The 21,290-nt window shown below is 54.3% G+C and carries 28 protein-coding genes and 1 other annotated feature; of the genes, 27 read left to right on the top strand and 1 reads right to left on the bottom strand.

Going from position 1 to position 21,290, the window contains the following annotated elements; all coding sequences use genetic code 11:
• On the top strand, nt 1-1,392 hold the full coding sequence (gene murC, locus K1I37_RS12515; RefSeq protein WP_021295720.1) for a UDP-N-acetylmuramate--L-alanine ligase: 1,392 nt from the start codon (nt 1-3) through the stop codon (nt 1,390-1,392).
• Nucleotides 1,393-1,830: 438 nt separating this feature from the next.
• Here murC and K1I37_RS12510 read toward each other — a convergent pair whose 3' ends face one another.
• Nucleotides 1,831-2,031, bottom strand: coding sequence for a hypothetical protein (locus K1I37_RS12510; RefSeq protein WP_021295719.1), 201 nt, complete (start codon nt 2,029-2,031; stop codon nt 1,831-1,833).
• 137 nt (nt 2,032-2,168) lie between these two features.
• On the opposite strand from K1I37_RS12510, the gene K1I37_RS12505 reads away from it, so the two are divergent.
• The 26 genes from K1I37_RS12505 to K1I37_RS12380 all read left to right on the top strand — a co-directional run bounded on the left by K1I37_RS12505 (nt 2,169) and on the right by K1I37_RS12380 (nt 21,286).
• Nucleotides 2,169-2,930 carry a prepilin peptidase gene (locus tag K1I37_RS12505; protein ID WP_021295718.1) on the top strand — a complete coding sequence of 254 codons (762 nt, stop codon included), beginning with the start codon at nt 2,169-2,171 and terminating at the stop codon, nt 2,928-2,930.
• 265 nt (nt 2,931-3,195) lie between these two features.
• Nucleotides 3,196-4,182 (top strand): resuscitation-promoting factor, encoded by a 987-nt coding sequence (locus K1I37_RS12500; RefSeq protein ID WP_021295717.1) that lies wholly within the window; start codon nt 3,196-3,198, stop codon nt 4,180-4,182.
• Between the two features lie 239 nt (nt 4,183-4,421).
• On the top strand, nt 4,422-5,447 hold the full coding sequence (locus tag K1I37_RS12495) for a type IV pilus twitching motility protein PilT (protein ID WP_021295716.1): 1,026 nt from the start codon (nt 4,422-4,424) through the stop codon (nt 5,445-5,447).
• Between the two features lie 54 nt (nt 5,448-5,501).
• Nucleotides 5,502-6,602, top strand: a complete 1,101-nt coding sequence (locus K1I37_RS12490; protein WP_021295715.1) for a hypothetical protein — start codon at nt 5,502-5,504, stop codon at nt 6,600-6,602.
• Nucleotides 6,603-6,707: 105 nt separating this feature from the next.
• Nucleotides 6,708-6,956 (top strand): hypothetical protein, encoded by a 249-nt coding sequence (locus K1I37_RS12485; protein ID WP_021295714.1) that lies wholly within the window; start codon nt 6,708-6,710, stop codon nt 6,954-6,956.
• 106 nt (nt 6,957-7,062) lie between these two features.
• Nucleotides 7,063-7,758 (top strand): RadC family protein, encoded by a 696-nt coding sequence (gene radC, locus K1I37_RS12480; RefSeq protein WP_051189394.1) that lies wholly within the window; start codon nt 7,063-7,065, stop codon nt 7,756-7,758.
• 24 nt (nt 7,759-7,782) lie between these two features.
• Nucleotides 7,783-8,817: a rod shape-determining protein gene (locus K1I37_RS12475; protein WP_021295712.1), complete on the top strand. Its 1,035-nt coding sequence runs from the start codon at nt 7,783-7,785 to the stop codon at nt 8,815-8,817.
• 26 nt (nt 8,818-8,843) lie between these two features.
• Nucleotides 8,844-9,719: a rod shape-determining protein MreC gene (gene mreC, locus K1I37_RS12470; protein WP_021295711.1), complete on the top strand. Its 876-nt coding sequence runs from the start codon at nt 8,844-8,846 to the stop codon at nt 9,717-9,719.
• Nucleotides 9,716-10,231, top strand: a complete 516-nt coding sequence (gene mreD, locus K1I37_RS12465; RefSeq protein ID WP_021295710.1) for a rod shape-determining protein MreD — start codon at nt 9,716-9,718, stop codon at nt 10,229-10,231. Before mreC ends, mreD begins: the two co-directional genes overlap by 4 nt.
• A 121-nt stretch (nt 10,232-10,352) precedes the next feature.
• The gene (locus K1I37_RS12460) at nt 10,353-11,075 is read left to right on the top strand and encodes a septum site-determining protein MinC (RefSeq protein ID WP_021295708.1); all 723 of its coding nucleotides are present in this window, start codon (nt 10,353-10,355) and stop codon (nt 11,073-11,075) included.
• Nucleotides 11,072-11,866 carry a septum site-determining protein MinD gene (gene minD / locus K1I37_RS12455; RefSeq protein WP_021295707.1) on the top strand — a complete coding sequence of 265 codons (795 nt, stop codon included), beginning with the start codon at nt 11,072-11,074 and terminating at the stop codon, nt 11,864-11,866. The genes K1I37_RS12460 and minD overlap by 4 nt, the downstream gene beginning before the upstream one ends.
• 112 nt (nt 11,867-11,978) lie before the next feature.
• Nucleotides 11,979-12,890 carry a M23 family metallopeptidase gene (locus K1I37_RS12450; RefSeq protein ID WP_021295706.1) on the top strand — a complete coding sequence of 304 codons (912 nt, stop codon included), beginning with the start codon at nt 11,979-11,981 and terminating at the stop codon, nt 12,888-12,890.
• Nucleotides 12,891-12,904: 14 nt separating this feature from the next.
• A complete protein-coding gene (locus K1I37_RS12445) occupies nt 12,905-13,789 on the top strand; it encodes a M50 family metallopeptidase (protein WP_236613834.1) in 885 nt (294 codons plus the stop codon).
• A gap of 84 nt (nt 13,790-13,873) precedes the next feature.
• Nucleotides 13,874-13,954 (top strand) — a sequence feature (ribosomal protein L21 leader region).
• Between the two features lie 9 nt (nt 13,955-13,963).
• Entirely contained in the window at nt 13,964-14,275 is a 312-nt protein-coding gene (gene rplU / locus K1I37_RS12440; RefSeq protein WP_021295704.1) for a 50S ribosomal protein L21, read from the top strand.
• A gap of 3 nt (nt 14,276-14,278) precedes the next feature.
• Nucleotides 14,279-14,605 (top strand): ribosomal-processing cysteine protease Prp, encoded by a 327-nt coding sequence (locus K1I37_RS12435; protein WP_021295703.1) that lies wholly within the window; start codon nt 14,279-14,281, stop codon nt 14,603-14,605.
• Between the two features lie 15 nt (nt 14,606-14,620).
• On the top strand, nt 14,621-14,917 hold the full coding sequence (gene rpmA / locus K1I37_RS12430; protein ID WP_021295702.1) for a 50S ribosomal protein L27: 297 nt from the start codon (nt 14,621-14,623) through the stop codon (nt 14,915-14,917).
• A 72-nt stretch (nt 14,918-14,989) separates the two neighbouring features.
• Entirely contained in the window at nt 14,990-15,481 is a 492-nt protein-coding gene (locus K1I37_RS12425; protein ID WP_021295701.1) for a Spo0B domain-containing protein, read from the top strand.
• A gap of 4 nt (nt 15,482-15,485) precedes the next feature.
• Nucleotides 15,486-16,766, top strand: coding sequence for a GTPase ObgE (obgE, locus tag K1I37_RS12420; protein ID WP_021295700.1), 1,281 nt, complete (start codon nt 15,486-15,488; stop codon nt 16,764-16,766).
• 40 nt (nt 16,767-16,806) lie between these two features.
• Nucleotides 16,807-17,124 (top strand): M67 family metallopeptidase, encoded by a 318-nt coding sequence (locus tag K1I37_RS12415; RefSeq protein WP_161624335.1) that lies wholly within the window; start codon nt 16,807-16,809, stop codon nt 17,122-17,124.
• A gap of 142 nt (nt 17,125-17,266) precedes the next feature.
• A complete protein-coding gene (locus tag K1I37_RS12410; RefSeq protein ID WP_021295698.1) occupies nt 17,267-18,262 on the top strand; it encodes a GspE/PulE family protein in 996 nt (331 codons plus the stop codon).
• Nucleotides 18,213-19,280 (top strand): type II secretion system F family protein, encoded by a 1,068-nt coding sequence (locus tag K1I37_RS12405; protein WP_161624334.1) that lies wholly within the window; start codon nt 18,213-18,215, stop codon nt 19,278-19,280. Before K1I37_RS12410 ends, K1I37_RS12405 begins: the two co-directional genes overlap by 50 nt.
• A gap of 26 nt (nt 19,281-19,306) precedes the next feature.
• Complete coding sequence (locus K1I37_RS12400; RefSeq protein WP_021295696.1) at nt 19,307-19,666, top strand: type II secretion system protein; 360 nt, start codon at nt 19,307-19,309, stop codon at nt 19,664-19,666.
• Nucleotides 19,656-20,159, top strand: a complete 504-nt coding sequence (locus K1I37_RS12395) for a hypothetical protein (protein WP_021295695.1) — start codon at nt 19,656-19,658, stop codon at nt 20,157-20,159. The genes K1I37_RS12400 and K1I37_RS12395 overlap by 11 nt, the downstream gene beginning before the upstream one ends.
• The gene (locus tag K1I37_RS12390; RefSeq protein ID WP_021295694.1) at nt 20,156-20,488 is read left to right on the top strand and encodes a hypothetical protein; all 333 of its coding nucleotides are present in this window, start codon (nt 20,156-20,158) and stop codon (nt 20,486-20,488) included. The genes K1I37_RS12395 and K1I37_RS12390 overlap by 4 nt, the downstream gene beginning before the upstream one ends.
• Entirely contained in the window at nt 20,382-20,900 is a 519-nt protein-coding gene (locus K1I37_RS12385) for a PulJ/GspJ family protein (protein ID WP_236613843.1), read from the top strand. Before K1I37_RS12390 ends, K1I37_RS12385 begins: the two co-directional genes overlap by 107 nt.
• Complete coding sequence (locus K1I37_RS12380; RefSeq protein WP_021295692.1) at nt 20,897-21,286, top strand: hypothetical protein; 390 nt, start codon at nt 20,897-20,899, stop codon at nt 21,284-21,286. The genes K1I37_RS12385 and K1I37_RS12380 overlap by 4 nt, the downstream gene beginning before the upstream one ends.
• Nucleotides 21,287-21,290: the final 4 nt, after the last annotated feature.

The raw sequence follows: 21,290 nt of genomic DNA, 5'->3' as shown, positions 1-21,290 counted from the left end.
GTGCGCGGTTCGCAACACGTGCATTTTGTAGGCATTGGTGGGTATGGAATGAGTGCCATCGCTCGTGTCATGCTGGATTTGGGATATCAAGTGTCCGGGTCGGACGTGTCTCGTCAAGAATTGACGGAACGTCTTGCAGCCCGTGGCGCGAACATCTTTTACGGCCATGACAAACGGCAAGTCGAGGGTGCGGACATCGTGGTGCACAGTACGGCTGTTCACCAGGATAATGTCGAGCTCATCGAGGCGAGGGCTCGCCAAATTCCCGTGATCCATCGCAGTGAAATGCTCGCTCGATTGATGGAAGACCGAGTGGGTGTCGCTGTGACTGGGGCGCACGGGAAGACGACCACCACGTCTATGATTGCATACATGATGGAACGCAATAATTTGGATCCTACTTTTGTCATCGGTGGCGTCGTTTCAAACATTGGTGACAACGCGAAAGCCGGAGGCGGCCAGTTTGTCGTGGCGGAAGCGGATGAATCGGACGGATCGTTTCTTCACTACCGTCCCGCGATTGCGGTGGTCACAAACGTTGAAGCTGACCATCTTGAGCACTACGACGGAAAGTTCGAGAATCTCAAAAATGCGTACAGAACGTTTATTCAACAGGTTCCAGCGGACGGCTTGGCGGTGCTCTCAGCGGATGATGCGCATCTGCGAGAATTGAAATTAGACGCGCACGCACGAGTGATCACCTACGGTTTTGCGGACGATGCAGATATTCAAGCGCGACATGTGCAATTGTCTGGGCGGACCAGTTCGTCTGAGGTGTATATAAACGGGGAGTTGGTCGGTCGCCTGTTGCTTTCGCTGCCAGGTGAGCATAATGTGTTGAACGCGCTGGCCGCGATTGCGGTAGGCCGGGAAGCTGGCTTGTCGTTTAACCAAATCGCCGTAGCCCTCGCGGAGTTCCATGGTGCGAAGCGGCGCTTTCAGGTGATTTCCGAGGCAAACAACGTCCTCGTTATCGACGACTATGCGCACCACCCAACTGAAATCAGCGCGACCATCGCGGCAGCAAAGGCGACGGGCAGGCGCATTGTAGCGGTATTCCAGCCGCAGCGATATACGCGGACGTACTTTTTGTTTGACGCCTTTGCTCGCTCGTTCTCGCAGGCAGACGAAGTGATTATTTCGGAGATTTATTCGCCTGCAGGGGAGAAGCAAATCGAAGGCGTCACAGCGGAGCGGCTCGCGGCAGAAATTCGCAAACAGAGTAATCCGCGAACGCAGTATTTGGCGACACAGGATGAAATCTTCGCGTATCTCCGGTCTTCTGTGCACGCTGGCGATCTCGTGCTCACCATGGGAGCTGGCGACATATGGAAGGTTGCAGAGCGCTTGGGTGACGACTTAGAGCGCACCGCTCATAAAGCGCTGGTTTAACGATGGCGCATTGAGCGTGTAGTAGATAAAAGAGGTGAGAATCCGCGTGGCTGCGGTTCTCACCTCTTTTTGTGGTCGTGGCAGGTTGCTGGCTAGTTGGCTAGCTACATTGGCTAGCTGGCTAGTTGGCCAGCTGCTAGCGCTGCATAAGGCATGATTTCTGCACTATTTTTGGATTTTTCATAGGTGCGGCGGACTTAAGACACGCCAAATGCCCTATTTACTCAAATGCTGCCTGATAAAAGCCAAAAATCGGCGATTAGCGCATTTTTGATGCCTTATTGGCGCCAAAAAACGCGCCAATGTCTTATTAAGACATTTGTGCAGGGCCAGCCACTCAGGCGCCCAGTCGCTGTGGGGCAGCCACGCAAGATTTCCTGTGACCACCCGTAGTGACCCACCCGGCCGGCGAACGCGGTCATCGTCCTGGGGTGGCGCTTAGCGAAACCACCATGGGCCCCTTTTCCGACGTGGATCGCGGTTTAACACCCGAGCTCCGCGCGCGTACAAGTAGTAGGCTGCGGCAAAAATGAGGACAAGCACAGCGAGTTTTAATAAAAACACAAATAGCACCGATAAAACGATGACAAACGCGATGATAGCGAGCACGCTTATCAGAAGTGGTGGTTTGCGATACATATCAATAGCTCCTTCGTGTGAGCGGATTCTATCTCCTATTAAGACAATTATATCATATCGTGGCGAATGCTCAGGTTTTACGCAGGACTTTGGTCCATCTCGTCGAATTGACGCATGACCAGACAGGGGGCATCGCGTTGATTGAGGCATTTATATCTCTGTATCTTTTTTTGGTAGGCGCCGTATTTGGGTCGTTCGCAACTCTGGTCGGGGAACGTGTGGTTGATGGGCAGTCCATTGTCCGGCCGGCATCGAGGTGCAATCACTGTCAAACGCCGCTGCGCCCGTGGCATCTCGTGCCCGTGGTCTCGTGGATTCTGCTTGGCGGCCGTTGCAGTGTTTGCCACACGCGAATACCTATGCGCTATCCGGCACAGGAGCTGCTGTTGGGCACAGCGGTGGTCTTGTCGTTCTGGCATCATTCGGATGTGTTGCTGAGCGTTGCGTCCTGTCTCCTGTGGTTTGTTTTGGTGATTGCTGTAAGTACAGATCTGAGGCATTTGATTGTGCCAAATTGGCTGACCTATCCGAGTTGTCTTGCGCTGTATGCGCTTTGTGCGGTTGGTGAAGGGAATTTTGTTCGACCATTGCTCGGGATGGTGGTCGGTTTTGTGATGATTTTCGCGGTGCATTTGATCTCCGGTGGCAAGATGGGGCTGGGTGATGCCAAATTGTACTTGAGTATAGGAGCGGTGTTGGGGGCAGCGCGCTGTGTAGAATCCTTTGTTCTCGCGTGTCTATTTGGTGCAGTTGTCGGTATTTTATTGCGATGGACAGGCCGCTTGGAACGACGCCAATTTATCCCGTTTGTTCCGTTTATTGTGATGGGTGTTGCGTGCGCTAATTTCCTGTTATCGGATTTCCCAGACTGGTATCTCCATCATGTGCTTCGTGTATAAGCGTGGTTTTATATAGAGAAAATCCTCGATATACCGCTTGTTGACGCATCCTGTCGGAATTTCGATAGGGATTGCGGGGCAGCCGCCGACATGTTTCAGCACCAATTGTCATACCGTCTGATATACACTATCCCCAAGTCTAGAAGGAAGGTTTGGCTGACAGAAGTTGTCTTGCATTTGTAGAGGGGGATCGTTATACTAACCGCAACCCGGAGCCCCCTATCAGCCTTCTTTCTTTCGTGAATAGTTAGGAAGAGGTGATGGAGTGCGTCTACCAAAGTCGAAAACCGTTTACGCCACTGCTGCGGCAGCACTTACGCTGCTGGGCGGCGCAGCGACCACGTATGGTGCTGCGTTTAAGACGGTAACGGTCCAAGACAGCGGGCAACGCAAGACGGTACGTGGATTTTGCACAGGCACGGTAGGACAATTTCTCGGCAAGTACGGTATCCACGTAGATCAAAGAGAGCGCGTCAGCCCGGCGCTTGATAGTCCTGTGCAAAACAACATGACGGTCGTAATCGAACATCCGAAGACTATCACTATAAACGACCAAGGTCAGTTGGTTAGTGTATCGACGTTTGACAAGACAGTGCAGAAACTCTTGCAAGACCAGGGAATAACCCTTACGAAGTCCGACCATCTCAGTGTCCCGGTAGATTCATCGTTGTCGGGTGGAGAGACTATCTCCATTCATCGCACTTCTCGCAAGGTATCCACTAGGACGCAGGAAATACCGTATCAGACCATACGTCGCCGAACATCTGAGTTGACTTCTGGAGATGAACGCGTGGTGACGCACGGTGTGACAGGGTTGATGCAGATTGAGACGACGCGCGTTTACCGGGATGGTCACAAGATTTCTGAGAGCGTAAAAAAACATATCGTTCGAAACCCAGTGGACAGCGTAGTGGAAGTTGGCACCGCGCCAGCCGTTCACCACTATACGCTTGCGAGCCGCAGCAGTGCTCCGACCAGTAGTCTCTACAGGTCGTCGCTGACTGTCCTTGCCACCGCGTATGCGGCAGGCGGTACGACGGCGTCTGGACGGCCCGCGCAGCCGGGTGTCATCGCGGTAGATCCGCGTGTCATTCCGCTCGGCACGCGCGTGTATGTACCAGGTGTCGGTGAATTGGTGGCTGCGGATACAGGCGGAGCCATTGTCGGCAATCATATCGACATTTGTATGTCGTCTGAGTCGGCTGCTGAAAGTTGGGGAGAACGCACGATTACAATTTACATCCTCAATTGATAGCATCCCTCATCGATGAGGGGGCTTATGAAGGGTGATAGGGTCAAGGGGTCCACGCGTGAAACTTCGGTTTCACGCGTTCTTTTCGTGCGCTCGTGCGCTCGAGACAGGGTTTTTCACAATACAGGGTCTTTCACGATGAAACTTCGTGCAATCTGTTGATGGTCAGACGCAGGACATCGCAACGCTCGTAGCGAATCATGTTGCAAGAATATGAATCGTGTCGAAGAGGTGCCTGTATGCGTATCGACCAAGTGTTGTCTCGGGCCGCTGAACTGCGCGCGAGCGATGTTCATCTGGGGGCCGGTCATTCACCGACATTTCGGGTTGACGGTCAATTGATGAAGGAGGGCGCGACAATTACAAACGAACAGATTGAGTCATGGATTCGCGAGCTACTGAGCGCTGAGGAATTTGAGCGGCTGCGTCGCGAAGGTGAAGTCGATTTGTCGTATAGCGACGGCGAAGGTTGTCGTTATCGCGTCAACGCATTTCAGCAACAGGGCCTTTTGGCGGTGGCGATTCGGCCCATCCCCAAGTTGATTCCGTCCTTGACCGAACTTCGCCTGCCACCGGATATCACGCGCCTCATCAGTCAACCGCACGGCTTAATTCTCGTTACGGGTCCGACAGGCAGCGGCAAGACGACTACACTCGCTTCGCTGATTCACGAAATTAACGTGACAAGTGCCAAGCATATCATCACGTTGGAAGATCCCATTGAGTACGTCCACGAACACGTGCAATCCGTCATTCACCAACGGCAAATCGGCCGGGATACAGCAGGGTTTGCGCCTGCGCTGCGCGCTGCACTGCGGCAAGATCCCGACGTTATCCTCGTCGGCGAACTGCGCGACTTGGAGACGGTCAGGACGGCGGTCACGGCGTCGGAAACAGGCCATCTGGTTCTCTCGACGCTGCATACGGGAGACGCGGTACAGACCATTGATAGACTGATTGATATGTTTCCCGTCGAGCAGCAGGCGCAAGTGCGTTCGCAACTCTCGTCTGTCCTATTAGGGGTTTTGTCGCAGCGCCTTCTGCCGCAAACAGGCGGTGGTCGTGTCGCCCTGGCGGAACTGCTGATTAATACCCCTGCTGTCGCCAATTTAATTCGCACCCAGAAGACTCACCAATTGCGCTCAGTCATGCAAACATCCCGACAAATTGGGATGCAGACGTTCGCGATGGCGGCTCGAGAGCGGATGCAATCGGGCGTCATTTCTATGGAATCTGCAAAACCTTGGTTGGACATAACGGCATAGTCGCTAGTTTCCTCTCATAGAGTCATAGTATCTGAGACTCGGGAGGAAACGATGATGGCTGAGAGTGGAGCGCACAAGTATACGACGCACTCATCGTCCATTCTTGTTCGTCTAGGCGATAAGGCGTGGGAGATTCATCCTGGCGGCGACAAAGAAAATCATTTTACTGTAGAAGAAACGCCTCCTGCAGCGACGCCAGAGGACAGCCGTAAGGTGTATATGTCGAGTGAAGCGGTGCGCGAGGCGGTGCGCAAAACGGTGGCCTCGACAAACGGCCGCCGCTTGCAGGTTCCATCACGACAGTTTGGAAAAGCCCCGCGGTTTGCAAATGCTCCATGGAAGGCGCTCATGATGTGGGTGGCCAAATTGGCTGCGTCTGTGGTGTATACATTGTTCCCTCGAAAAGGAAACCGCAGTTTGACTGCTTTACAAGGTGGTTTATCGGTCGGCATGGTATTCGGGTGCATCGCGATGTTTTTGTTTCATCAGATGTCTCCTGCATCTGCGACGGACCTTGGAAATACAAAGACGACAAAACCACAGTCGACGCACGTGGCGGCCATGACGACGCCGACGCGCGCCTTGAACTTGCCAGGAAATCACGTCTATTTTGTGAGTTTAGGTACATATTCTACGGAGGCGAAGGCGAATGCCGCCGCTGCCAGCGCGGGGAAACAGGGCGTGTCAGCGACTGTGGTTCCGATGAATGGCTACTCTGTGGTTGCGTCTGGCGCCGTCGTCGAAGCGGATGCGAACGCGCTTGCCGCTCAGTTGCGCAAGTCCCACTTGAACGCAAACGTCGCGTCTGTGGTTGAGACGGCCCGCCAGATTCAGGTGCTAGGCAATGCGGACGGATCGACGATCACGGCGACGCAGCGGTGGTTAGCGCAGACCTCGAGCGGTTTGTTGGCGTTAGATACGTGGTTGTCCGATCACGGCCGCGTCGTCGATGCACAAACTGCGCTGGCCTTGGCCATCAAGAGCTATCCGGGCGATGCCGCCGTTGCAGAGACGGGGATTGGCAGTCAACTGACGGCGCTGCAGGCCTCATTGAAATCGGCGAATCAAGCGTTCTTACAGCGCAATCAAACAAATTCCATGAAATATTTGATAAAATCGCTCATCGAATTGAAAAATTTACAGGGGATCAATTGAGCGGGCACTTCGATTATAATGGAATCGACAACGTTCGGCAGGAATTTCTGATATTGTGTCGAAACATGTCCGTCATGCGCGATTTAGACTGTTTGGGGTGAGATTATGCGCAGTGGCGGTTGGCACAAAGTAGGCCTGGTGATTGCTGCGAGTGTTGTCGGTACGTTAGCCGACATCCTGCTTGCCAGTCGACTGCCAGCGTTGGAACCTCATACGCACGTATCTTGGCATCCGAGTGTCAATTTAGCTGTCATCCAGTTCTCGCTATCGTTGACCTTGACGGTGAACTGGGGCACACTTGTCGGATTTGTGTGTGGCTGTCTTCTTGCACGCCGCTCGAAACGCTCCAAATAAAGTTTTGCGTTTTGAGTCAATGCGATATACATAGACACTTTAGGGTTTGTGGTGTCCGATGTTCCTTCGTACAGTGTAGGAAACTACCTGTGGAGGGATTCACTTGATTGCGGACAAGGACCAATTGCTCACGCCGTCGATACCCACTGAACAACCTCGTGAACGATTATTGCGCTTAGGTCCGGGTGCACTGCGGGCGGACGAGTTGCTTGCGTGTATTATGCAGTCCGGAAATGGACGCCAGACGGTGTTTGATATTGCTCATGCGCTTCTGGAGAACGTTGGCGGATTGTATGCGCTCGTGGATACGGAAGTCGCAGAGTTGTTAAATGTTCCGGGGATTGGGCGCGCGAAGGCGATTCAAATCGCGGCCGCCATCGAGTTAGGTCGACGCATTGCGCAAAAGCCGAGCGAGACGAGGTTACAAATTCGTACGGCAGATGACGCAGCCAGGTATGTTATGGATAGGATGAGGTACCTTAAAAAGGAACATTTTGTAACGCTGCTCTTAGATACCAAGCACAGGCTTGTTGCGGAAGAGACGTGTTCCATCGGAAGCCTGGATGCGTCGATTGTTCATCCACGGGAGATTTTTCGGCGTGCGGTACGGCGAGTTGCGTCTGCCATTCTCTGTGTGCACAACCACCCAAGTGGGGACCCGACGCCGAGTCCCGAGGATATTGCGGTCACGGAACGGTTGATGCAAGCTGGCCGAGTACTAGGTATCGATGTGCTCGACCATCTCATTATTGGAGACGGGCGCTTTATCAGCTTGCGAGCGGCTGGTTATATGGACAAATGATGTCGAGAGGGGATTCCATCACAGATGTTTGCGGTTCGAGATATGGGTGTGGATTTGGGAACGGCCAATACTCTAGTATATGTAAAGGGAAAGGGCATTGTCGTCCGGGAGCCGTCGGTCGTCGCCTTGCGGACGGATACGAACGCGATTGAGGCTGTCGGATCCGACGCAAAGCAAATGATTGGCCGGACACCGGGCAATATCGTGGCGGTTCGACCGATGAAGGACGGTGTTATCGCCGACTTTCAGACGACTTCGACGATGCTTCGTCACTTTATTCGCCAAGCGATGAAGGCGAAGTCGAACTGGTCTGGCAAACCTCGCGTCATGATTAGCGTTCCTTCGGGAATTACCGCAGTCGAGAAACGCGCGGTAGAAGATGCGGCGCTGGAAGCGGGCGCCAAGGATGCACAGGTGATTGAAGAACCGATGGCAGCTGCTATCGGGGCTGGGTTGCCTGTGGGTGAGCCTACCGGATCCATGGTGGTCGATATCGGTGGCGGTACCACAGAAGTGGCGATTATTTCGCTCGGGGGTATTGTGACGGCGAGATCGATTCGCGTGGCGGGCGACGAGATGGACGAGGCCATCATTCAGTATGTCAAAAAGACATACAATCTGATGATTGGCGAGCGGACGGCGGAGGAGCTGAAGATCCAGATTGGTTCTGCTGCACCGTTGGAAGAACCGCGTTCACTCGATATTCGCGGTCGCGACTTGCTGACGGGGTTGCCGCGCACGTTTACGGTATCCTCTGAGGAAATCTGTGAGGCGCTCTCGGATACTGTGGGTTCCATTATTGAAGCGGTCAAAGTGACGCTCGAGAAGTCGCCGCCGGAACTTGCGGCGGACATTATGGATCGCGGGATTGTCCTGACGGGCGGCGGCGCGTTGCTCAGAAATTTGGATCGCCGGTTGAGTACCGAAACCGGGATGCCGGTCGTCGTCGCTGAAGACCCACTCGATTGTGTCGCGGTGGGAACTGGCAAGGCGTTGGACAATTACGACGTGTATCGCAAGCGCAGTGTGGCGCTTCGGAAGGCGCAGGGTAGAGGGTAAGTACCAGAAGGGGAAGAGGGATACGGGTGTCCCGTTACCTAACGAGTCGACGCTTGTTTTTGCTTTTGGGTAGCATTATTGTCCTGGTCGTCATCGCTGGATTGACGATTTCGAGGACAGGCCGCACGGCCAGTTGGCCGGAACAGGTTGTGATGAATGTCGAAAACACGGTATCAGGATGGGTATATCGGCCTGTCAGCAAACTGACCGCGTTTTTCGGCGGCTTGCACGATTTGCGCCAGATGTATGTGGAAAACGCCGAGTTGAAACACGATATGCAGGATTATCAAAGCTTGAAAGCCCAGTTGAACGACGCTGAAGCGGAGGATAATCGGCTTCGCCAGATGGTTCACTTCGCACAGGGCGCAGGGAAGTCCCTGCCGCGGGTTCCCGCACACGTGGTTGGCCGTGAGCCGTCTGAATGGAATTCACAGCTGACCATTGATGCGGGTAGCGCGCAGGGGGTGCGGCCGGACATGGCTGTGGTGGCGCCGGACGGGAGCTTGGTTGGCCGCGTGGAAAAGGTCGCGTCGCACAGCGCGAAGGTCGACCTGATCACGGATACGCAGGTCGGTGACGGCGTGTCGGCGTTCGCGGACACGTCATCCGTTCAGCCGTTCGGTGTTGTCACCGGATCGACACGGAATCAGGGCGCATTGGACATGACTTTCTGGGGTTCACTCGTGCAACTGCCTGCCAAGCAATTGGTTGGGCAGGAAGTGGTGACGTCGGGCTTGAGTGACGTGTTCCCAAGAGGCATTGTCATCGGGAAAATCACAAAGGTGCAGTATGGACCGCACAATACGGTACAAACAGCTGTCGTGCAGCCAGCGGCGGATTTGGATTATCTGCAAGATGTCTTTGTCGTCCGCACGACGAATCAGGCGGGGCAGGGCCAATGAAACTCACCATCGCATTTCTGATGTTGTGGGTCGGCTTAATTTTGGAGGCGACGGTGTTTCAAATTCCGCCGATGAACGCGATTCATCCGGGCTTTGTCCTGGTGATTCTCGTGCTTATCGCGCTGATGCGCGGTCCGAATACTGCGGTTGTCATGGCTGTGTTGATTGGGCTCATCGAAGACATTTCGTACGGTTCTTTCATTGGGTTAAATGCATTTTCCTATGGTTTGGTCGCCTACTTCTCTGGCGCGCTCTTTGGGCAGTTCCTGCATCGTAACCTGGCCGTGACGTTCATTGACACCTTGATGATGACTTTTGTCTATACGTGGATTACATACGGTTTGACACGGTTGTTTGACGTGACGGCGGATAGGCCAATCTTCGTCTTTCAGCAGTCGCTTGTCGCGATGATGGTCAATGGGCTTTTGGTGTTGATGCTGTATCCGCTGGTTACGCGGCTGTTTACCAATCACAAACGAAATCGATACAACGTCTCGAATGGAGACGTTTGAAGTATCGTCCCAGGTGCAAAAAAACGACCCGCTCGCGGGTTGTTTTTTTGTTTGAGAAGGAAAACACGATTGCAAACGCGAATAAAGCCTTTCGGGCAAGTGCCACCCTGGAGGGAATTTTGTGATTGTCAACAGTGAAGCGTTGTATGAGACGAAGCCGCTCGTCACTGTGAAAGGGACGCGGGACGGACTTCTTTTTCTTCTAGATGAACAGTCCGATATGGACGATTTATGCGCGTACGTGAGCAATTTGTTGTCTGGTGAGTCTGGCAAGGTGTTCGATGGTCCGATGGTTGAAATCGTCGTCGATTATGGTCGCCGAAAGCTCACGCCTGCGGATTGCAATCGTATTTTGTCCCTGTTTCTGGCACGCGAAAATTTTGTTTTGCGGACTTGGGGTTCCGGCACAGAGGCGCGGCAGTCACTGTTCTATCGCAACCGGACCACTCGGCGACAGACGATTTATCACGGGGTTGTGCGTGCGGGTGAGCCGCTGTCGTTTGATGGAGATGTGGTCATTATTGGAGATGTCAATCCGAGTGCGCACGTGCGCGCCACGGGTGATATTTACGTGTTTGGGAGGCTGTTGGGCATCGCACATGCCGGCGTCTCCGGGGATTCGAGCAGCATCATCGCGGCGACAGAATTTTCGCCGATGCAACTGCGCATCTGTGACACGGTCAGCCGCGCGCCGACATTGCACGAGCAGCCGATGCAGGCATTTATGGAGTTTGCATATTTGGATAATGGACATTTGGCTGTCTCCCACATGCGATATTTCGCGCAGTGGGAAAAGGCGCGCAGTCGCGAGAGAGAGACCACACAGAAGGGGAGTCGTGCATGAGTTCGGCCATTGTAGTGACCTCAGGCAAGGGCGGGGTAGGGAAAACCACGTCGACCGCGAATATCGCAACGGCGCTCGCCTTGTTGGGGAAAAAGGTATGTATTGTCGACGCGGACATTGGGTTGCGCAACTTGGATGTCGTCATGGGTCTGGAAAATCGGATTATCTACGACATTATCGACGTTGCGAACGGGGACTGTCGCTTGCAGCAGGCGCTGATCCGCGACAAACGGTTCGAGCAGCTGGTGTTATTGCCGGCTGCGCAGACCAAGGACAAGCGGGCGCTCACGCCGGACGTCATGAAGCGCTTGGTCGCGGAGCTCAAGGCGGATTATGAGTATATTGTGATCGATTGCCCGGCAGGCATTGAAGAGGGGTTTAAGGTCGCGGTGGCACCTGCGGATTTTGCGATTGTCGTGACGACCCCTGAGAATACTGCTGTGCGCGACGCCGACCGCGTGATTGGGTTGCTCGAACGCGAACAAGTTGGGTCGCCTCGGCTCATCATCAACCGCATTCGACCACAAATGGTAAAACGCGGTGAGATGTTGGATATCGACGAGATCGTTCAGATTTTGGCGTGCGATTTGCTGGGGATTGTGCCGGATGACGAGTCGGTTATCAAGAATTCAAATTTGGGTGAGCCAAGCGCGATGAACCCGGATACGCCTGCCGGTTTGGCGTATCGCAACATCGCAAGGCGAATTCTTGGCGACTCGGTGCCGCTGATGTCTCTTGAGGAAAAATCCGGTCTGTGGGGTCGCGTCAAACGGTTGATTTCGGGCCGCTGAGCGGACGACAGAAGCATATGAGGAAGCGGACTCTACTCGGGTCCGCTTTTTTATACATACTTGTCCCTCGTCGCTCATAACCATGTGGTGAGAGTGAGAGGGGGGAGTGCCTGTGCCAAATGTCAAACGAAAGTGGCCTTGGCAAGGCAGTTTACGAAGTCGACCCGAGAGGCGGGAGCAGGACTTGTTGCCAGCGCCCGAAACTACACATTCGTCTTCCGATGAATCACGCCCCGCGCCAACGCGTTGGGTGAGTGAAGGCCAGTCGGATTTATCCCCCTATGGCTTTGCCGAAGACGACGCGGGTTTGCGGCAGGTGGAGAGTGGCGCGTGGCGGCGAGCGTTTAGTGGCGGTGGACAGAGCCGAACGCCGCACAAGCAGTTCGTGCCGATGAGCAGTGCGCGGACGCGACCGTCGCCGGTGAAACCAAATAAACCGTCTTATTTTAGCCGTACGATTGTCTGGCAGACGTTCTGTGCACTGGTATTGGTCGGCGTGGTCTATTACGTCGATCACCACCCAGACGCCGTCCCGCCCGAGGTTGTGAGCCAGACGCAAGCCGTGCTGCAGACAGACTATACTGCGGATGTGGCGCCTTCGATTGATAAGGCGTTTGCGGATATGCACATCAGTGCACCTCAATTTGGATCGACAACGACGGTTAAACTTCACGATCCGGTCTCAGGCACCATTGTTGAGGATTACTCGTCTACGCATCCTGAGGTCTCGATCGCGGGGACGGCAAAGGCACCTGTGTTGGCAGCGGGCTCGGGTACGGTGTTGAACGTGGTCAACGTCGGCGACACCAAGCTTGTGCGAATTGATAACGGCGCACTGGGTACGACGATTTACGACGGACTCGGCAGCGTGAATGTGAAGGCGCACGAATATGTGACTGCGGCGGAGGTGATTGGCAAACTGCCAGCGTCCCCGAGTCATCCAGCATTAAAGTTTTCCATCGTCAAAGACGGAAATTACGAAAACCCGCATGCGGTTGTCAATTTTGACGGTGCGTCACAATGAATGTGGTCGCTCGTTTGGAAACAACCGTCGGACAGGCTTTAGGCGTCGGGCGGGTGCGTGTGCACCCGCTCTTTCTGGCGCTGTTGGTCGGCGCGTTTTTTGCTGGCATGTTGAAAACGGCGCTACTCTTGTTCACATTTGTGTTGCTGCACGAGTTTGGACATGCCATCACTGCGCGCTATTTGGGGTATCGGGTAGAAGAAGTATCCCTGCTTCCGTTCGGAGGCGTCGCGAAGGTGTCGTATGCGCGCCTCGGCTTTTCCCCTAGGCAGGAAGCGATGGTCGCGATTGCTGGTCCGGTGGTAAATCTGTTGTTGTGTATCGCTTGTACGGCATTGTCGCTGTTCGGGTGGATGAACGAGGGAACGTATCAGTTGTGTATGCAAATGAACAGCTGGATTGGCATATTCAATTTGTTACCTGGTCTACCACTGGACGGCGGGCGTATTTTGCGCGCAGCGCGATCACGCCAGATTGGCTATGAGCGAGCCACACTGGAGGCGTACAACGTGGCGTTTGGATTGTCCATCCTGTTAATGTTGACGGGCGTGTTGGCCTTGTTCACAGGACATCCGCACCTTGGCATGATGCTGCTCGGACTATTTTTGTTTGCAACGGCGTGGCGCGGGAAGCGTGACGTGCGCAGCGAGACCATGCGCTTTCTCGACGCAAAGCGGCGCCAGCCAAAGACCGTGTTGCAGATGTCGACGCTGGCGGTGCCGAATACCGTCTCCATCCGCGATGTCGTCGTTCAATTTTCGCCGGATAGGTATCATATCGTCTATATTTTGGGAAACGACGGGCTTGTTCAAGCGCTTTTAGAAGAGATTGAGCTGCTCGACGCGGTGTTTGAAGGCCGCTGGTTGGAGCCGGTCGGTTCACTCCTGACGGATGCCTGATGAACAAATGCCGGCGGCTATTTTCTGGCGCACGACGCATCAGTTGCGCCGGTGCCCGGTATATGATAAAATATGGCGCGTGTGTATGCACTACAACCGCATGCTTCCTGGGTTTTTAAATTGGACATAGAGTCCATACCTTAGGCAGCGAGTCTGAGTGAAGGAGCTTAAATGATGTACGCTATTGTTGAAACAGGTGGAAAGCAGTTTAAGGTTAGTGAAGGCGACACGATTTACGTCGAGAAACTCGAGGGTGAAGTCGGTTCGTCCATCACGTTGGACAAGGTTCACTTGATCCAAAACGACGGTTCAGTTCGCGTTGGTACGCCGACGGTTGAAGGCGCGAAGGTCGTCGCAAAAATTCTCGAACACGGCCGCGGCAAGAAGATCATCGTCTTCAAGTACAAGGCGAAGAAGAACTACCACAAGAAGCAAGGTCACCGTCAACCTTATACCAAGTTGACGATTGAGTCTATTCAAGCGTAACCGATGATTACGTTTGAAATTCTGCAGCAGCGCGATTCGGTAGCTGGATTTCGCGTGAAAGGGCACGCCGGCTACTCGGATTCGGGTTCTGACATTGTCTGTGCTGCGGTATCGGTTTTGGTATATAACGCGATTAACAGTTGCGAACGCTTTGCCGGTGTGGCATTAAACGTGGTTGATCAGGGTGAGACATTAACTTGTCGATTGCCGTTGCAGCCGAATGAATCGGTTCGATTGCTCATCAACAGTTTATTTTATGGCGTAGAGCAGGTCGCGGAACAATATCCTGAGTTCGTCAGGATAACGACTACGAATATCGCGAAACTTTGAAAGGATGAATGAGACATGTTGAAGTTAAACCTGCAACGGTTTGCTCATAAAAAAGGTGTGTCGTCGACCCGCAACGGTCGTGACAGTATTTCCAAGCGCCTCGGCGTAAAGGAACCAGACGGTAAAGTCGTCAGCGCGGGAAGCATTTTGGTCCGTCAACGCGGTACCAAGATTCACCCAGGCATCAACGTTGGGATTGGCAAGGACGACACCTTGTTTGCAAAGGTGGAAGGTCAAGTGCGCTTTGAGCGCCTCGGTCGTGATCGCAAACGCGTCAGCGTATATCCGGCTGCCGTTGCTGTCACGCAATAACGCTTGACTTCAGGATGCTGTTGAAGGGCCTGGCAGAAATGCCAGGCCTTTTTTGAGAGGCGGTTGAAGAACGTGCCGGAACATGATCACGGTACATATGAAGCGATTTCCTTCCGACGTCACCGTCACGATGTGCTCAATGAACTGCAGTTGATTCGCGGCTATCTGCAACTGGGGAAGCCTGAGCGGGCGCTGGCTGTGGTGGACAGAACGGCTACGTGGCTGCAATCTCTGACGCGTTGGCAGTCGCTTGGAGACGTTGGCAAGAAACTCGTGTGGGAAGCTGCGACCTGTCCACACCTTCAATTGCGGCAGATGCACGTCGACGGAGACTTGTCTGATGGGGTATTAGACCATTTTTGTGCTTGGCTTCACAAATTGAACGATCACGCCGCAGAACAAGGCGTTCGCCTAGAACTCGACGGGCAACTTCACCCACTTGGTGCCGAGATTCGAGGATACGTGGAAGCGCCATTTGTACTGGATGAAGCATTGGCAAGCAGCTTTCCACAGATTGCATTTACCGTGGTCGACAATGGAAATCATACGGAGATGAGGGGGTGAGCGCATGTTTACAGACCACGCGTCGATTTACGTAAAAGCTGGCGATGGCGGAAATGGCATTGTCTCTTATCGTCGCGAGAAGTATGTGCCACTTGGCGGTCCTGCGGGTGGCGATGGTGGCAAAGGGGCGGATATCATCTTCGTCGTGGACGAAGGGCTCAGAACCCTGATCGATTTTCGGTACCAAAAGCACTTTAAGGCGCCACGCGGGGAGAATGGTGGCACGAAAAATCGGCATGGTGCCAATGCCCAGGATATGATTGTCAAAGTGCCGCCTGGGACGCTGGTGCGCGATGCGAAGACCGGTGCGTTTTTGGGCGATTTGACAGAGCATGGCGCTCGACTCGTCGTCGCGCGCGGCGGCCGCGGCGGACGCGGGAATACGCGGTTCGCGACGGCAGTCAACAAGGCGCCGGATATGGCTGAACGCGGTGAGCCAGGGGAAGAGCGGTACCTGGAATTGGAGTTGCGCGTGTTGGCGGACGTCGGATTGGTGGGCTTCCCATCGGTCGGCAAATCGACGCTCTTGGCGGCAGTGACGCGGGCGCGCCCAAAGGTGGGATCATATCATTTCACCACGCTTACGCCGGAACTGGGCGTTGTCGAGACGGCGGACGGTCGTGATTTTGTGATTGCGGATTTGCCGGGATTGATTGAAGGCGCACATGAAGGGCATGGGCTCGGTCATGAGTTTTTGCGCCACGTCGAGCGAACCCGGATTATTGTTCACGTCATTGATATGGCGGCTGTGGACGGTCGGGATCCGGTGGAGGACTTTCGCGTGATTGAACACGAGCTGGAGGCATACGACGTGGCGTTGGCGGATAGGCCGCGCGTCGTGGCGGCAAATAAGATGGACTTGCCGGACGCCGCTGAAGGGCTCGAGCGCTTTCGGAAAGCATATCCAGAGCTCGAGGTGTTCCCTATCTCTGGTGCGACGCACCAAGGCCTCGACGCACTGCTTCGACGACTCGCGTCGATGCTCGACGAGATGCCGAAGGATTTGAAGCCGGTCGTAGAAGATACGGACGAGCAATCGCATAAAGTGTACCGCCTGGAAAAGGCGGAACCATTTACGATTCGCCGCGAGGGCCACGAGTTTATCGTGGAGAGCGACGAATTGGAGAAGTTGGTCAAAATGACGAATTTCCAGCAGTTCGATGCGGTCAAACGGTTCCAGCGCATTTTGAAAAACCGTGGCGTCGACGACGCGCTGCGCAAACGTGGTGCCACGGAGGGCGACAGCATTCGCATTGGCGATATGGTGTTCGACTTTGTGGAGTAAATGTACCAGTACCCCCCTTCCCGAAGGGATTGCTGTCGCGTTGAAACAGCAGGCAGCGTTCGCCTGGCCGAATGAGTGCGTCGGGTTTATCGTGCAAACGGATTTGCAGTGGTTTGTCATGCCGTTGCCGGCGCAATCTGGGCCGCAGCACGTCTTTGTGGAACCCTCTACGCTCTTGTGCGCGGCCGAGGCGTTGGACGATGGCAATGTACAGGTGGTGGCGGTATACCATAGCCACCCCGACGGACACTCGTCCTTGTCCGCCGCGGATCATCAGTTTTCTGCATGGGCCCGCACGCATTTTCTCCTCGTCCGTGTGAACGAAGCTTGGCATATTCAGATGTTTCGTTGGTCGTAACGGTTGTCGTTACGACCTTTTCGCGTGTCATCTTCACTTATATTTTCGGAGAATTCTTACAAATTTTATTGGCTTGATATCGATAGAGAACAGGCATTGACTGGCTGTTGCAGAACATGTTCTAGGCAAAGGGGGATAGGACATGGAGGCTTTTACGGCGGCAAGGCTGTTACAACAGATGATCGATGCGGCGATTACGGCGAATGCGACAGACATTCATCTCACGTCCGTGAATTCTGGACTTCGAGTTGCCTTTCGGGTCGCGGGCTGTGTTCGTCCGTTCGTCCATCTGACGGAGCGTGGCGACGAGGTACTGCGCCGCATCAAGGCGCTCGCGAGGTTGGATGTAACCAACGCGCATACGCCACAGGAGGGGGCGTTTCGATGGGATATGGAGGGAGCGAGTGTTCGCCTGCGGGTTTCGACGGTTCCTGTTTACTCGGGAGAGTCGATTGTCATCCGCGTGCTCAGGCAAGCACAAAGGCCGTTGACCATCTTCGAGTTGGGATTGAGTGCTGCTCAAATGGGGCGCCTCGTGACACTGTTGTCCGAGCCGCAGGGGCTTGTGCTCGTGGCTGGCCGCACAGGGTCAGGCAAGACCACCACGCTGTACGCAATCATGCAGTACTTGGCCGCGCGCGGGATGCAGGTATTCAGTCTCGAAGACCCTGTTGAAATGCCGATTGCGGGCTGTCGACAGATCGAGGTTCGGGAGCGCTCTGGAATGACGTATGAGGTGGCTGTGAAATCCCTGTTAAGGCAGGACCCTGACGTTCTGATGATTGGCGAGATTCGTGACGAGCTGACCGCGCGTATCGCGGTTCGTGCAGCACTCACTGGCCGACTTGTCTTGGCGACGACACACGCCGCTGGCGTGTCCGGCTCCATTGACCGCCTGCTGGAACTGGGGGCAAAACAGGCGCTTCTATCGGCAGTGTTGCGTGCAGTGATGGTGCAACGCGTTCACACCCAGCAAGCTGGCGTGTCTGGACGTGCCTATCGTTTGGAACTTTTTGTGGGCGACGATGAGATGGCGGGGTGGCGTACGGATGGGCGGCATGTGGATAGCACGCGTGAGGAAGAGCTGGTTGCAAAGGTTGCAAATGGTGAGTTGGGCACGCAATCGACCGCAATATAGCGAGGACCGGCAGTGGATGCGATGGAAACAGCGGACGCAATTTCTCGCGTTCGCGGAAAACCTCGCTGAATTATTGGAGGCGGGTGTGGGGTTATTGGTCGCGTTGGCGAGGTTGGCCGAATCTGGTCCGAGATTTCAACGCAGTCTTTCTCAAAGCCTGTTCGAACATGTCGAAAGAGGTTTGCCGGTCGCGGGTTTATTTGAACCTTATGTCGACTTGATTTCCGCTCATGCCCTCATTGTGGCTGAGGATGTGGGACAATTGCCGACCGCGCTTGCCTCGTATGCACTTCGCGTGCGACAGCGGCGAGCGTGGCGACAATCGCTTGTGAAGTCGCTCACTTATCCCTGCCTGTTGCTTTTCTCCTGTTTTGCTTTAGCGCTATTCGTTCGTATGGAAATTGACCCAGAATTGGCATCCCTGCAGGCGAGTCTGAATCAAGCGCCTGGACTTGCGCGCGGATACGCTTCATCTGTGCTCTCCAACCTGTCTCTGTATTTGATGATTGTCATTTTTGCGTGCCCGCTCGTGTATCTCGGTTTGCTCTTCGGTCGCCGCAAGCTACGATGGCAGGGTATCCGATTGCCTTTTGATGAACTCACCCGTGCGATTCGGTCGGAGCAATTTGTCGACAGCGTTCAAAAACAATTGGAGGCGGGTATTTCTTTGATTGAGGCGCTTGGGACGCTGGAACCTGGGCCAGATACGTGGTTGCGCCGCCAGTACCAATTTGTCCTTGGCAACTTGTTGGACGGCAAGCGTCTAGCGGAATCTTTGCCGAGGAGTGTGAGTCCGGTCGTCTGGGACCTCTTGTCGGTCAGTGAACTAACCGGAGACGTGGTGTCTGGCTTGGCTCGGGCGGACAGCGTGCTTCGAGGACAGATTGCGAGGTCGTTAGAAAAACTGAGTCATTGGTTAGAGCCAGTGGTGATGTCGGTGATGGGACTTGTTGTTGGAACGACGATGTACAGTGTCTTTGGTCCGATGTACCAAACGATTTCGTCGTCGGCGCAGTAACTGCTCGACAAGAGGGGGGCTAGTCTGTGACATGTCGAAGGCGACGGAGAAACGTCGGCGGATTTACATTGTTGGAGTTGATGGTTGCGGTGTCCATTGTCGCTATCATGATTGGTCTGATTACACCACATTTGATGGGTGCGTCACAGCGCGCTTCAACCACCGCCTGTCAAGGTGATGTAAAGACCATCTCGGCTGCGTTGGCTGAGTATGACTTGTTACATCAGTCGCTGCCGTCGGGCGATTCTTCACAACAGGTAAAAACACTTGTTTCAGAACAACTGCTTTCGGACGATGCACTAACGAAAAATTTCGTGATTGATGACGCTGATCCATCACATATCGTGGTCACGTGCGGTGCACCAGGAGCGGACAATGCAACGTAAGCGCGCTTGGCAAATTCAATCACCCTGGGTGGGGGCATTTTGCCCACGAGAGCGAAGCGGCGGTTTCACACTGCTTGAGACCGTGGTGGCGGTCGCTGTCACAGTCATTGCGTTTTCGATGGTCGTGCCCATGACGGTGGTGATCAAGCGCGCGGCTGATTTAGACAGTTCTGCACTCAACCTCATCACGAATTTGCGCGACGCGCAGTCTATCGGCGCAACCTCAGACCAGGCGGGCACTATCTGGCTAGATCCATATGATACGAACTACCACATGACGCGAGGTACCGTGACCACAGGTACGTATTCGTTTGCGACGGATGTGACGTACGTAGACGGCTACTTACAGCTGCCGAATCGCAGAATTTCCTACGACAACCTCGGCGATGCTCAAGTGGCCGGAAAGATTCGCCTGACCGACGGGCAACTGGAGCGCGACGTCGACGTCTATATGGGGGCTGGTCTTCAGCAGGCTGGATGGTTATCGCCATGAACTTGTGGGAAACGATTGTGGCGATGGCTGTCGTGGCCGCTTATTTGCCAGCTTTCTGTTTGGCTGAAGTCAATACACTCTTCGCGCGCGAGCAAATTCATGTAGAAGACGGAATGCAGACGGTCGAGCAAAGTGTTACGGACGACTTGTTGATGCACCAAAGTGTGCCACACGAGATGGAAGAAGGGGGGCTCACCTATGTCGTGTCGATTGCGGACGAGAATGGGTTCTCATGTGCAGGTACAACCGTGCAAGTCACATCGTCGGCGTCGGACAAACCGGATTCGCTGTTTGTCCCCTTTTGCCAACCGGGGATTTTCACTAATTGAGGTATTGGTTGCGATGTCCATTTCGACCATGATTGTCAGCGCCGGCGTGCGATTGCTCGTAAACACCTACCATTTTTACAATCGGACTTCGATGGATCTAGAAGATAGTGCGATGTTTCGTTCGAGCTTGCGTTCGCTGAGTCAAGATACGCACGCTGCCGCCGCGGCTTCGGTGTCGCCACACGCGCTCACGCTCACCATGCTGTCAGGCGTCCAGTACATGTACGATGTCAATGCGAACCACCAGTTGATTCGCATTGAGGCCGGTGGCGGAGATGCGGTGGTTGCCGCCCATGTTCAAAATGTCACGTTCTCCCGACAATCGAATGTCATTCACGTCAGCCTCGAGTTGGTGGACGGGCAGCAGGAGATGTTTGACTCGCGGTTGACGAGTGCGCCAGCTGTTTCATGAGGGCGCAAAAAGGCGTTGCGCTCGTCAGTGTCTTATCGATTGTCCTCGTCCTTGCAGTTCTTTTATCGACATTGGTTGGGGTTTCGCACGCGGTATGGGCGATGGGCGACAGGGAGCGGCAATTTGCCCACTGTTCGGCTTGTGCAACTGGCGTCGCACAATCGATGCTCAAGGTACTGGAAGCGGGAGAGGGATTACAGGCGGCCACTTCGTTGCAATTTGACCCTGTGACAGTCGATACGCGGACCACCGTCGAGGATGGCCTGACTTTGGTGAAAGTGGAAGCGAAAATCGGCGATGTGACAGATACGATTTCTTTTACTTATGATACAATCGCTCATAGATTACGAGCTTGGCAGGATAATGGTCCGGGCATCGTGGAGTGATGAT

This window comes from Alicyclobacillus acidoterrestris (assembly GCF_022674245.1).
GTDB classification, from domain to species: domain Bacteria; phylum Bacillota; class Bacilli; order Alicyclobacillales; family Alicyclobacillaceae; genus Alicyclobacillus; species Alicyclobacillus acidoterrestris.
This window is presented reverse-complemented; position numbering and strand designations above follow the sequence as displayed.